Below are 13,487 nucleotides of genomic sequence, written 5' to 3'. Positions count from 1 at the left end.
TTTCGCAAGCAGCTTCGATGGCCTTGGCCGCTTCTTCTTCCTTGAAGGTGTAGCGGAGCATGAGGGCCACGGAGAGGATCTGGGCGAGCGGGTTTGCAATACCCTTGCCTGCGATGTCCGGAGCGGAACCACCGGCCGGTTCGTACAGACCGAAGGAACCTTCGGCGATAGAAGCGGACGGGAGGAGACCCATGGAACCGGTGAGCATGGCGCATTCGTCGGTGAGGATGTCGCCGAAGAGGTTCGGGCAGAGGAGCACGTCGAATTCACGCGGGCGCTTCAGGAGCTGCATGGCAGCGTTGTCCACGTAGAGGTGTTCGAGAGTGAGTTCCGGATAGTCCTTGATGACTTCGTTCACGACTTCGCGCCAGAGCACGCTCGTGGTGAGCACGTTGGCCTTGTCGATAGAGGCAACCTTCTTGTTGCGGAGCATAGCGGCGTCGAAAGCGAAGCGGGCAATGCGTTCGACTTCGTAGCGGCTGTACTTCATGGTGTCAAAGCCGATTTCTTCCTTGGAGCCCGGAACGCCTTCGCGGCCCTTCGGCTGGCCAAAGTAAACGTCACCCGTCAGTTCGCGGACGGTGAGGATGTTGAAACCGTCGCCAACGATGTCTGCGCGGAGCGGGCAAGCGCCTGCGAGTTCCTTGTAGACGCGGGCCGGGCGGAGGTTGCAGAAAAGCTTGAAGTGCTTACGGAGCGGGAGGAGAGCGCCGCGTTCCGGCTGCAGGTTCGGCGGAAGGTGTTCCCACTTCGGGCCACCCACGGAACCGAAAAGAATACAGTCAGAAGCTTCACCCAGCTTGAGGGTGCTTTCCGGAAGCGGAGAACCGCTTTCGTCATAGGCGGCACCACCGACGTTTGCCCATTCGGCGTTCACGTCGAAACCGAACTTCTTGGAAACAACGTCCAACACGCGGACAGCTTCTTTCATCACTTCCGGACCGATACCGTCGCCCGGGAGCACTGCAATCTTGTAATTCTTGCTCATTGTTAATCCTTGGTTTAAATTTTGAACGGCTCAAAAATAGAATTATGCAAAAAAAATGACAACGTGATGATGAAAAAATAGGGTGAATTGAATACAATTATAGATAGATGTCGCCTTATGACATACCTTTTTTTTATATTAGAGAACAAAATTTTATTCTTAGTTTTTGGAGTTGAATCATGCGGTGGCGTTGGGACCAAGGACGGTTGTCGTATTTCCATTTTGATAATATTTGTGCGATTGCAAGGGTTTTGAATTCTTTAGACGGTATAGATCTTGATGCTAAAGATGATTTCTTGCGCAACCCTCTTGAAATGAATACGGGCTTGCCGTTTTCGCCATCGCATTATAAGGTGTGGCGAAATTATGCACGTGTCTTTCAATGTTCAATGCTTGCTTCAAAAATTGAAGGTAGGCTTATTGTAACGAGCTTGTGTCAAAATCTTGCGGGGCAAGCCCCTTTTTCTCCTGATGAGTATCTGAATTTTGTATTCTCGCATTTTCAATATCCTTATCCAGCATTTGAAGAGTATAGTGCACAAGTGCCTCCAGTTTTTCCTTTTATAGCAATATTAAAGCTACTTATAGCAAGAAGAGAAAGGCCTGTATCTTTGGAAGATGTGTTTTCTTATGTCATTGGGAATGATTGTACTGGATTAGAAGACATTTCTCATTATAGAAATTTAAATAGAACTTCGAGATTGCCTTATGGCGATGAAGAACGTCAAGTTCGCGAAATGCTCGTTTTTATGGGACAGGTCTCTTATATTCGCTGGTTTGATAAAAAACTTTATTTAGACACTTCTGATATAGACGCAATATTGAGCGCTACTGTTCCTTTTATAGGAGAGAAAAGGGAGTGTGACCCGAATACGGAATTCCTTAGGCTCTCATCTTTAAAAAATTATGCGCAGATGCAGAATTTGGATATAAAACTTCGAGATCGAAGTGTTTTTGAATTTGCCGTGCGCGAAGGTCGAAAGGCTTTTGATTCTCACCAAAAGATAGAGCGTAGCCCACTTTTGAGAACACGTTTTTTTAGAGTGAATCCTGAATATATATGTGATGCTTGTGGAATGCATCCTGTAGAAAAATACCCCTGGCTTACAGATTCCAATATCTTAGAACTACATCATATCTTGCCTCTGTCTGCAACGCTTAATAGCAATGGCTCGACGACAACGTTAGATGATTTGAAGCCTCTGTGTCCAACTTGCCATCGAAGCATCCACATTTATTACAAAATAAAACTCACGGAATGGAATGTCTCCGATTTTTCATCTAAGAAAATGGCTCGTGATGTATATGAACTTGCGAAAAGGAATATTGTATAATGAAACGACTTTCTTATAGAAATCAAAAAAAATTATTAGATTATTCCATTAAAACAGAGACTCCTTTCGAAGAAATCCTCGCGCAAAAGGGACTTGACTACAATTCTCTCGTTTATTCTGATGAATCGAGTTTTGAAGACTTTGTTTTTCCTGAGTTTATTCCTGTAAATGAGCGAAAAATGGTTGCTCCGCATATTCCTTGTGTCAGTTTTTTTTCTGGCGCGGGAGGTTTGGATGTTGGCTTTAAATATGCTGGTTTTGATACAATTTTTGATGTTGAAATAAATGAAATGTTTTGTGATACACTTCGTGCTAATGGTGCAAAGAAGGTTCTTGGTCCTCCTGATTTTTCGGGAAATATGCAGGACTACGAATCTGTTATAGCTCGTCTTGAAGCGGAAGGAGTACAAAAAAAATTCCCAGGTGTTTTTCATGGTGGTCCCCCCTGTCAATCGTTTAGTATTGCAGCAAATCAACGTTTTTCTAAAAGTGGAGAAAATTTTAAACGTGTTGGATTTCAACATGAAAAATATGGCAATTTGCTTTTTTGTTATATAAATGTTATTGTGCATTTTTTGCCCGAAACTTTTTTAATAGAAAATGTCGATGGACTTTTAAGCATTGACGGAGGAGAGCAAGTTCGTCATGCTTGTGAAATTTTGCAAACTGCAGGATATTCTGTTGCTAAACCTACGGTTGTAAATGCAGCTGATTACGGAGTTCCACAAAAAAGAATGCGAACTCTGATCATCGGTAGCCGTGTGGGAGATTTTACCTTTCCCGATAAGGTGGAAAAGCAAATTCCTTCTGGAAGTGCTTTAAAAAAAATAATTACATCAACCGAAAGCAATGTTCCGCGAAATCACAAGGCTGAATCAATATCGCGTTATATGATTCTTGGCTTTGGACAACGAGATCAGTTGGGACGTGTTGATCGGCTTAATCCTGAAAAACCTTCAAAAACGATAATTGCCGGAGGAACCGGAGGTGGCGGCAGATCGCATTTGCATCCATTTATCCCAAGAACAATGACTGTGCGTGAATGTGCTAGACTTCAGACGTTTCCGGATGATTATGTTTTTATAGGACCTATGGCCAGACAATTTACCCAAGTTGGAAACGCGGTTCCTCCTGTACTTGGATATGAAATGGCTTGTGCCATATATAATTCTATTTATCGCTAATTTTTGATGCTTGAGAAAGACCGCTTTGCGTTTAGAAGAATGCGGTGTGTCTTTTTTTTCTTGAGATATAGATTTTTGGCTCTGTTATAGCTTGTCATTGCATTTTTAAAACTATAACTATAATTTTTTTTCTATATTCGTCCCTCAATATGGTCGACGCAATACTGAATAAGTTCTATAGACCGTCGAAATTCAAGAAAAACGGTGATGTAAAGGATGTGCTCGTGGTAGCGCTTCCGATGCTTATGTCGATGTCTTTCGACACCATCATGACCTTTATCGACCGGTTGTTCCTATCGAAGCTTGGTCCTGCCGAAATGAACGCGGCGCTCGGGGCGGGGGCGGTGCAACTTGCGCTTACGATGTTCTTTACCGGTGCTATCAGCTACACGACCGCCATGGTGGCGCAGCGGCTGGGGGGCAAAAAACGTTGGGATTGCGGTCGCGTGTTCATGCAGGCGGTATACCTATCGCTAATTTCGGTCCCGCTATTGTACCTTACGATTCCGCTGGGGCATTTTGCGTTTGGCCTGGAGCATTTGCCGGCCGACCAGTTGCAGTACCAGAAAACGTACTTTGACATTCTGATGTTCGGTGGCATCATTAATCTGGTGCGTAACGCTGCACCTTGCTTTTTTAGCGGTATCGGCGAAACCAAAATCGTGATGAAGGCTGCCTTTGTCGGAATGGTAGCGAATGTTGTCTGTAATTTCTTCTTGATTTACGGATTCGGGCCGATTCCGGCTTTGGGCGTTGCGGGGGCCGCTTACGGAACCTTGATAGGGAACCTGATTTCGACTGTAATTTTATTCGCGAAATTCTGGGGAAAAAGCTGCCATAAGCGTTTCCGTACCCGCTATGCGTTTGCATTCAGCTGGCCCTTGACTAAGGAACTTTTGCAGAAGGGGATTCCCTCGGGTGTCGAAATGTGCCTGAACATGAGTGCTTTCCAGCTGCTGATTCTCATGTTCCATGCGCTTGGCCCCGAGTCGGCTACGGCTGCTTCGGTGATGTTTAACTGGGATATGGTGGCATACGTTCCGCTGATGGGGCTAGAGGTGGCGTCCACAAGCCTCGTAGGGCGTTATGTTGGTGCTCGTGATGGGGCCGCCGCGACGCGTTCGACTTATTCGGGACTGCGGCTTGGTTGGGGATATTCGTTGCTGATGGCCATTTTCTTTATATTCCTGCCGGGCATGCTGACGGATATCTTTAGGCCCGATGTGGCGGAGGCTTCTGCCGAGGCTCTTGCCATTTTTGATGCGGCAAGACCCATGAGTATTTTCATGCTGCGGATAGCAACTTTCTACATTTTTGTTGAAGTCTTGCTCGTAATTTATGCGGGTGCGCTTCGCGGTGCGGGCGATACCGTGTGGGTCATGTTCGCGTGTGCCATTATGAACTGGTGCGTGGCGGGCGCCTTGTACGTGGCTGCCTACATTTTCCACCTTCCGGCTCAATACGCCTGGATTGCAGTTGTTGCCGTGTACAGTACGGCGCCGCTTATTTTCTGGCGTCGCTGGAAAAGCGGTAAGTGGCGCCGCCATGTGATGAATGCGGCTTAAACCGCTGCAATGATTCTTCGGACATCGCTCGTTTTATAGCAAAAAATCCATCGGTTTTTACCGATGGATTTTAATGTTTTGATCCTTCGCAACCTTGCTGTTGTTCAGGATGACGTGTGGCGCATACGTAACGGTTTGTACCGTGGATAGGAATGCGCCGGGGTGCTTACTTGTTGTTCGCGCGGATCAAGTTGAGGGCGGAACCCGCCTTGAACCATGCCCACTGCTGTTCGTTGTAGGTGTGGCTGAGGGCGATGTTATCGACCGAGCCGTCCTTGTGGTGGGCGACGAGCGTGAACTCGGAACCCGGAGCGAACTTGGTGAGGCCAACGATGTCGAACACGTCCTGTTCCTGGATCTTGTCGTAGTCGGCGGCGTTCTTGAAGGTGAGGGCGAGCATGCCCTGCTTCTTGAGGTTCGTTTCGTGGATGCGGGCGAAGCTCTTCACGATCACGGCCTTCACGCCGAGGAAGCGCGGTTCCATGGCGGCATGTTCGCGGCTGGAGCCTTCGCCGTAGTTTTCGTCACCGATGACGATGGAGCCCGTACCCTTGGCCTTGTAAATCTTGGCAAGTTCCGGAACTTCCTTGTATTCACCGCACTGGCAGAGAACCTTGTTCGTTTCGCCGTTGAAGGCGTTCACGGCGCCGATGAGCATGTTGTTCGAAATGTTTTCGAGGTGACCGCGGTAGTTGAGCCACGGGCCGGCCATGGAAATGTGGTCGGTGGTGCACTTGCCCTTCGCCTTGATGAGGAGCGGGGCTCCGGCGATGTCCTTGCCGTCCCAAGCCGCGAACGGTGCGAGGGCCTGGAGGCGCTTGCTTTCGGGGTTGATGGAAACGGTAATCTTGGATCCGTCTTCGGCAGGGGCCTGGTAACCGGCGTCCTTGACTTCGAAGCCCTTCGGCGGGAGTTCGCACTGTTCCGGCGGGTCGAGCTTCACGGCCTTGCCCTCATTGTTCACGAGGGTGTCGGTCATCGGGTTGAAGCGGATATCGCCGGAGAGGGCGGCAATCACGGCCATGAGCGGGCTAGCCACAAAGGCGTGCGTGTTCGGGTTGCCGTCGGCGCGCTTTGCGAAGTTGCGGTTAAAGCTGTGGACGATGGTGTTGAGTTCCTTCTTGTCGGCACCGGCGCGGTCCCAGCGGCCAATGCAAGGACCGCAGGCGTTCGTCATGATCGTTGCACCGAACTGCTTGAACAAGTCGATGAGACCATCGCGTTCAGCGGTGTAGCGAACCTGTTCGGAACCCGGGTTGATGAGGAGCGGGCACTTCGGGGAAAGACCCTTCGCGAGAGCCTGCTTGATCATGTTCGCGGCCATGAAGAGGTCTTCGTAGCTGGAGTTCGTGCAAGAACCGATGAGGGCGGCGCTTACGACCGGCGTAGATTCCGGCTTGGTTTCTGTAGCCTTGAGGCTTTCGGCCATGTCGGTCACGGCGTAGGCGCGGTCCGGGCTGAACGGGCCGTTGAAGTGCGGCACGAGCGTGTTCAAGTCGATTTCGACGACGCGGTCAAAGTACTTTTCCGGATTTGCTTCGACTTCGGGGTCGGCCTTGAGGTGTTCTGCAATCTTGTCGGCGGCGGCGGCAACGTCGGCGCGGCCGGTCACCTTGAGGTAGCGGCTCATGGAATCGTCGTAGCTGAAGGTGGAGCAGGTAGCGCCCACTTCGGCACCCATGTTCGCAATCGTTGCCTTGCCGGTAGCGGAGAGGCTGCGTGCGCCTTCGCCAAAGTATTCGATAATGGCGTTGGTGCCACCCTTAACAGTCAAGATGCCTGCGAGCTTGAGGATGATGTCCTTCGCTGTTGCGAAGCCCTGGAGCTTGCCAGTGAGCTTCACGCCAATCATCTTTGGGTACTTGAGTTCCCACGGGAGGCCGACCATGGCATCCACGGCGTCTGCACCGCCCACGCCAATCGCGAGCATGCCGAGGCCGCCAGCGTTCACGGTGTGGGAGTCGGTACCGATCATCATTCCGCCCGGGAAGGCATAGTTTTCGAGCACCACCTGGTGGATGATGCCTGCACCCGGGAGCCAGCAGTCAATGCCGTACTTGGCAGACACGGACTGCAAGAAGTCGTACACTTCCTTGCTTTCTTCCTTCGCGCGCGGGAGGTCCTTTTCGACACCTTCGCGAGCGATAATCAAGTGGTCGCAGTGCACGGAACTCGGCACTGCCACACGGGCCTTACCGGCGGTGGTGAACTGCAAAAGGGCCATCTGGGCGGTAGCGTCCTGCATGGCCACGCGGTCGGGGTGGAATTCGGCAAAATCCTTGCCGCGTTCGTAGGTCCTGTTCTCGGCGCCATCGATCAGGTGGCTGTAGATAATCTTTTCGGCGAGGGTGAGCGGACGGCCCAGCTGCTTGCGGGCAGCTTCAACGCGGGCGGGAATGCGGGCATAGACGCCCTGGATCATGTCGAAATTGAAAAGCATAGTCTCTTCGGGTTTTAGGTTGAATTTTCGGGCGTAAAGATAGAAAAAAGTCCACACCATTTAGGTGCGGACTTATCCTGAATTGGCGCGAACAGTCTTGTTTAGCCAGCTCGGTCTTCTGTGAGCCACAAAGCCCCATGCGTTAAGCTGGGGCGGTGGCGAGAGGACTGGCTCCAGCGCAAGGAATCTGCAGGGATTAGCCAGTCCGGTCGTTTAGTGAGCCACAAAGCCCTCGGGTGTTAAGCTGGGGCGGTGGCGAGAGAGCTGGCTTCAGAGTAAGGACTCGGTTGAGTTTAGCCAGCTCGGTCTTTTTATTCGCCCAAGCAGCTGTCCATTGCAGCGATAATCTTCTTCTTGTCCATGTGCTGGCCGATGAAGACGAGGCGGATAATGCGGTCGCCGTACTTTTCGTCCCACACCTTAAGCAAGTCCGGATTTTCACGCAGGATGCGCTTCTGTTCGGCTTCGCTTTCGCTGGCGAACCACGGTCCGAAATTCTGGGCAGAGGCCTGCTTGCCGGCCTGTTCGAACAGGTAGCTGTTGTCGCGTTCGTCTTCGAACCACACGAGACCCTTGGTGCGGATAATGCTGGTCGGGTAGTCGTCGAGCAACACTTCGAAACGTTCACGGATCAGCGGACGGCGACGTTCGTACACGAACGTTCCGATGCCGTATTCGTCACCATGCGGATGATCCTTGTCGTGGTGGTGGCCGCAATGGCACACGCCGTGTTCATGGTCGCAGTGACTATGATCTTCGTGGTCATGGTCGTCGTCATGATGGTGGTGATGCTCATGCTCATCATGATCATCATCGTCATGGTCGTGGTGATGATGTTCGTGTTCGTCATGGTCATCATCATCTTCATCTTCGGGGGACGTTTCTTTCATGAGTTCCTTGGCCCAGGCAGCGGAATTTCCGACCTTTTCGAAGTCGAACTGCTTGGTGTCCAGGATATCTTTCATTTCGACCTTGCCGTAGTTCGTCTCGATCATCTTGGCTTCGGGCTGCAAAGCGCGCACCACGGCCTTCACGTGTTCCAGATCGGTTTTAGACAAACTATCAACCTTATTCATCACGATGGTGTTGCAGAATTCAATCTGCTGGATAAGAAGGTTGGCGATGTCTTCTTCTTCGAGATCCTTGGACAAAAGCTTCTGGCCACCGGCGAATTCGTCGGCGAGACGTGCCACGTCTACCACGGACACGATGTTGTCCAGGTGGCAGGGGAGCGGGCGGCCGTCGCGGCTCTGGAGCTGGGCGCCTGCCATGCAGATGGTCTGTGCGATAGGAATCGGTTCGCAGATGCCGCTTGCTTCAATCAAGATGTAGTCGAACTTGCCCATTTCCAGAAGTTCGGCGATTTGTTCCAAGAGGTCGGTCTTCAGGCTGCAGCAGATGCAACCGTTCGAAAGCGGCACCACCTTGCCGGAGTCTTCCTTAGTGATGTTTCCGCCCTTTTCGATGAGGGTCTGGTCGATGTTCACTTCGCCGATGTCATTCACGATGACGGCGACGTGGTAACCCTGCTGGTTATTAAGTACAAAATTGAGGAGGGTGGTTTTTCCGGCTCCGAGGTAACCGGTGAGCAGCGTAATAGGTACTGACTTTTTCATAGTGTCCTAAAAATAGCATTTTTCTGCTAAAAAAACTGGCCCAGCAGAGCCGAGCCAGTTTTTTGGGGGTTAGGAGGAGAACAAAGAGTTCTGCACTATAAGGTATAAAATTTCGGGGGCTCCGGCAACCCCAAAACGTGAAAAAATCTTATGAAAATATTATTTTTGCGTTTTTTGTGTGATATTCCACCATTTGACGGGGTAAAAAGTTCCGTTTTTGAAGTTGCTGGCGGCTTTGAGAGGCTACTTTGGAACCGTCTTTCTAAAGAAAATGTCGGAAAACGGTTATATTTAGGGCTCTAATGGAGATTTTATGAGTTGTAGAATCCTGATGCGTTTTGTCGGAACGACCGATGAACTTTCTGCCGTATACGATTCCTTGATGGAGCAGTATCCGGAAATGGACCTGCCCGGTGAAGATTCTGGCGACTGGTATTCGGTAGATGACGTGATGATGGACGAGTACGAATGTCGTTTCGAAGAGCTTCCCGAGGGGGAACTTTTGGCGATGGACGGTTCGGTACTCATTGAAGACGAATTCCCCGAGGAGTTCTTTGCGGACTTGATGGAACGATTTGAACGTGTTTTTGGTGCCTTCAAGTGGTCTTCCCTGGATGTGGGGGTCGGTTGTGGCACCAGTGATGGCTGGGGCGAGTTTATCCCAGACTATGCCGACGACTATTCCGATGAAGCGAACGAAATTTCGGAGGCGGTCCTCGGATTCTAGTTTGTAAAAAAGTTTTACAAGACAATGGCCTGATATAAAATTAAATTTGACGTACTATGAGATTGCTTTCGTTGAAAATTGTCGCCGCATTTTCGCTCGCCTCGACACTTTCGTTTGCCGATGACTTCGAAGATGCCCTTGCCGCCGTGGATTCTGCCGATGCCGCCAATACCCCCGGTATGTACGATGTCAATCATTTTGAATACTTTGATTGCTGGGTGGAACAGTCCTCGACGGTAGTACCTAGGGAACGTAACCGCCTGAAACTTATCCGTGACGATGCCAATCTGTGTGGCTGCTATACGGTTCGCGAAAAGGGTGGCTTTGGATGGCGTGCAAACGACGAAGGCAAAAAGATCGTAAAGGTGTGGGATCTCCCCAAGCCGCGCCTGTTGTCTTGCCCCAAGGGGTATTCCTGCTCCATGGATTTCTTCATTGCCCAGTGCATGGACCATGTCAAGGAGTCTGCTCCGGTTCTTAAGGACTTTGCGAAGGGCGGGGCCATGGAAGGTATGGTGGCGCTTTCCTTTGAAGAGGATCATTCTCAGACTCCGTTTGGCAAATATGTGGAGGATCACAAGGACAGGCTTGATTCCGTGAGCTGTTTCTACAATTTGCATGAACGTCCGGATCTTTCGATTGTGAAGGACCGTCGCGATCCGTCCCTGTTCCATATTTCGGGGCTTCCTCCCAAGCTGATTCCGAGTGCGATTGGCCGCTTTACGGATTTCAGTGATATCCGTTGCCTGGATAAGGGTGTGTTGACGGGCTTTGCTTCGAACGGCTACGTCGAAAACGTGCGCCATGTAGATGAAAACGGACTCGTTCATGGCGAAGAAATTGGTTATATGAACGATCCTAACTACCCGAAACGCCAAGGACCGGAATGGGGAAAGGTGGCATGGACGTCTGTATATAAGCGCGGCAAGCGTGACGGCGTTGCCAAGTTCTACCGTTCCAATGTTTTGGATCGCGTCGATACGAATTACTACTTCAAGCACCTGGAAGTCCCTTACACGCAGGGATTTGTGAATGGAACCGTGCGCATGTTTTCTGATAGGGGATTCCTGATGGCCGAAATTCCTTATAAGCGTAACGCGAAGCATGGCCGTATGACGATTTTTAACCCTTACAAGAAGAAAAACGTGACGTTGACCTTTAACGCCGACGATCTTGAGGGTTTTGTTGATTTCGGTGATTTTGGTGGTGTTTTCCATAAGGGACTTCCGAATGGCCTCGTCACTTTCTGGACCGCCAAGGATACCTGTTATTATTGGATGCCGGGGCGTTCAGTCTGCTATACCGAACGCCTTGTCAAAAAGCAGTGGGGAACTTACAAGATGGGCGCGTTCCAGGGCAAAATGGAATGTGCCGACGGGCAGAAGGGTGACGTGAGCCTGATTTGCCCCGATCTGGATTCTGCTGCCGTGAAAAAGATTGCGAAGGCCGCCGAACTTGCCCGCATTGCCAAGGAAAAGGCCGTTGCCGAAGAAGAACGTAAGATTGAAGCGGAACGGGAACAGAATGCAAAAATGCAGAAGGCTGCGGAAGATTCGGTGAAACAGGCGAATGCTGTTGCTGAACCCGTTCCCGCAGAGAAACCTGCTGAGCCTGCCCCTGTTCAACAAAGTGCTCCACAGGCCGCTCCAGATACGAGCGCGGAACAGGCTGCTCTTGAAAAGGCGGAACAGGCGAAGTTGGATGCCCAGAAGGCTAGGCTTGAAGCGGAAAAGGCTCTTGCCGAAGCTCAGAAGGCCGAACAGGAAGCCCTAAAGGCTGAACGCGAGGCCAAGAAGGCCGAAAAAGCCCGCAAGGCGAAAGAAAAGAAAGCCAAGCAGAAATCCGCTAAAAAATCCAAGAAGAAATAGTAGTCAGAACTGACACGTCATGTCATCCTGAGCGGAGCCGTTAGGCGTAGTCGAAGGATCTCTAGTCGAGATTTGTTAACCTAGAGTTTTGACAACTGTGTAAGTCCCTGCCTGCACTGAGCATGGCCGAAGTGAGCTTGTCGAAGGGCCAACTGTTAGTCGTGAATCGAGTTTTTGAGGCTTTCGATGAGTCTTGCGAAGCTCGGATCCGTCTCCATTTCCTTTTTCACGCTCTTGATGGCGTGAACGACGGTGGAGTGGTCCTTTCCGCCAAAGCGCGAGCCGATGCTCTGCAGGCTGATGGGGGAGCATTCGCGCATCAGGTACATGGCGACCTGACGTGCCTTTGAAATTTCCTTGGTGCCGCGGCCCGATTCGGTGAGCTTGGCTTCGGGAACTTCGTAATGCTTGGAAACGGTGTGCAATACGGCGTCGAGGCTTACACGGCGACGAAGCGTCGGTGCAATTTCGGCGACGACCTTCTGCGCAATGTTCATGTCGATATCGTGACTCATCAGGCTCGACTGCAGCGTGAGCTTGATGATGGCACTTTCGAGGCAACGCACGTTGCTTGCGATGCTTTCGGCGAGGTAGTGCAACACTTCGTCGCTGATTTCCAGGTGGCGTTCTTCTGCCTTCTTGTGAAGAATGGCTTCGCGAGTTTCAACGTCAGGCGGCTGGATGTCTACGGTAAGGCCCCAGGCAAAGCGGCTGACGAGGCGGTCGGAGAGGTTCTTGACTTCGGCGGCGGGCGCATCGGAAGTGAGCACGATCTGCTTTCCAGCCTGATGCAGCGCGTTGAAGATCAAGAAAAATTCGTTCTGCGTTTCGTATTTGCCGGTCCAGTTCTGAATATCGTCGATAAGGAGAATGTCGACGTCGTTTCTGTAGAAGTCCGACATTTCGGTGATGCGCTGTTCGCGCAGGCACTTCATGTACTGCTGAGAAAAGTCTTCGGAAGTCAGGTAGCACACGCGCTTGGTCGGGTCTTCTTCCAAGATGTAGTTGCCAATAGCCTGCAAAAGGTGCGTCTTACCAAGTCCCGAAGAACCGTAAATAAACAGCGGGTTGTACTGCGTTCCGTCGGGGTTACGTGCAACGGCGAGGGCTGCGTTGAATGCGAGCTGCGCCTTGTCTCCGGGCACAAAGTTTTCGAAGCGGAAAGAACCCGACAGCGGAATGCTCGGCTTGATAAAGTCGCGGAAACTGTTGGTGGAAACCTGCGGCTGAGCCACGGCTTCTTGCTGCTGGAAATCGAATTCTATTGCCGATTCGTCGTGCGTGACTTCGCGCCAGGCGAGTCGGATAAGTTCCTTGTATGCGGAATAGACTGCGGTGTCCAGTCCGGGAGGGACAGAGACGACGGCGTGGCCTGTGGTCAGACTGGTGAGCTTGGTCTGTGCGAAATAGGTCTTATAGACCGTGTCCGAAAGCATTCCACGGAGGTAATTCAAACATCTTTCCCATTCGGCTTGCATTTCTCGTCCTTTTCCACAGGTGAATCGAATCTATCAACAATTAGGCTCTCAAATTTAGAAAAAATTGCTCCGGTTGTTGATAAGTCGAGCGGTTTAAGGAAAAAATATAAAAAAATAACGTTGGACTGGCACCGTAAGTCGTTGATTATCACATAGTTAAGTTATTTCTTGTGGCTAGGCGTCTAACGAGGGGCGGTGAGCTTGAAAAACGTAAAAAAAGGGAGTTTCTCGCAGCCCTGGCCCTGCTTTTTTTATATTCAGGCCGTGAAACACGATATATACAGATC

Annotated in this window: 9 protein-coding genes; 5 read left to right on the top strand and 4 right to left on the bottom strand. The window is 50.7% G+C overall.

Annotation, left to right across the window (positions count from 1 at the left end; all coding sequences use genetic code 11):
• The coding region (gene leuB, locus Q0W37_RS12405; protein WP_297701871.1) for a 3-isopropylmalate dehydrogenase at positions 1 to 988 on the bottom strand (988 nt) is incomplete at its 3' end.
• Positions 989 to 1,239: 251 nt separating this feature from the next.
• On the opposite strand from leuB, the gene Q0W37_RS12400 reads away from it, so the two are divergent.
• The 3 genes from Q0W37_RS12400 (at position 1,240) to Q0W37_RS12390 (ending at position 5,071) form a co-directional block, all read left to right on the top strand.
• The gene (locus Q0W37_RS12400; RefSeq protein WP_297701870.1) at positions 1,240 to 2,322 is read left to right on the top strand and encodes an HNH endonuclease; all 1,083 of its coding nucleotides are present in this window, start codon (positions 1,240 to 1,242) and stop codon (positions 2,320 to 2,322) included.
• Positions 2,322 to 3,506: a DNA cytosine methyltransferase gene (locus Q0W37_RS12395; RefSeq protein ID WP_297701869.1), complete on the top strand. Its 1,185-nt coding sequence runs from the start codon at positions 2,322 to 2,324 to the stop codon at positions 3,504 to 3,506. The genes Q0W37_RS12400 and Q0W37_RS12395 overlap by 1 nt, the downstream gene beginning before the upstream one ends.
• 149 nt (positions 3,507 to 3,655) lie before the next feature.
• Positions 3,656 to 5,071, top strand: a complete 1,416-nt coding sequence (locus Q0W37_RS12390; RefSeq protein WP_297701868.1) for an MATE family efflux transporter — start codon at positions 3,656 to 3,658, stop codon at positions 5,069 to 5,071.
• Between the two features lie 166 nt (positions 5,072 to 5,237).
• Here the strand turns inward: Q0W37_RS12390 and Q0W37_RS12385 are convergent, their stop codons facing one another.
• Both Q0W37_RS12385 and Q0W37_RS12380 read right to left on the bottom strand, forming a co-directional pair.
• Positions 5,238 to 7,511: an aconitate hydratase gene (locus tag Q0W37_RS12385; protein ID WP_297701867.1), complete on the bottom strand. Its 2,274-nt coding sequence runs from the start codon at positions 7,509 to 7,511 to the stop codon at positions 5,238 to 5,240.
• Between the two features lie 311 nt (positions 7,512 to 7,822).
• The gene (locus Q0W37_RS12380) at positions 7,823 to 9,127 is read right to left on the bottom strand and encodes a GTP-binding protein (protein ID WP_297701866.1); all 1,305 of its coding nucleotides are present in this window, start codon (positions 9,125 to 9,127) and stop codon (positions 7,823 to 7,825) included.
• A gap of 313 nt (positions 9,128 to 9,440) precedes the next feature.
• Between Q0W37_RS12380 and Q0W37_RS12375 the strand changes: the two genes are divergently transcribed.
• Complete coding sequence (locus tag Q0W37_RS12375; protein ID WP_297701865.1) at positions 9,441 to 9,854, top strand: hypothetical protein; 414 nt, start codon at positions 9,441 to 9,443, stop codon at positions 9,852 to 9,854.
• Positions 9,855 to 9,910: 56 nt separating this feature from the next.
• Entirely contained in the window at positions 9,911 to 11,722 is a 1,812-nt protein-coding gene (locus Q0W37_RS12370) for a hypothetical protein (protein ID WP_297701864.1), read from the top strand.
• A gap of 155 nt (positions 11,723 to 11,877) precedes the next feature.
• Here Q0W37_RS12370 and dnaA read toward each other — a convergent pair whose 3' ends face one another.
• Positions 11,878 to 13,176, bottom strand: a complete 1,299-nt coding sequence (gene dnaA, locus Q0W37_RS12365; RefSeq protein WP_297701863.1) for a chromosomal replication initiator protein DnaA — start codon at positions 13,174 to 13,176, stop codon at positions 11,878 to 11,880.
• Between the last annotated feature and the right edge of the window lie 311 nt (positions 13,177 to 13,487).

It is taken from the genome of uncultured Fibrobacter sp. (assembly GCF_947166265.1).
Taxonomy (GTDB): Bacteria; Fibrobacterota; Fibrobacteria; order Fibrobacterales; family Fibrobacteraceae; genus Fibrobacter.
This window is presented reverse-complemented; position numbering and strand designations above follow the sequence as displayed.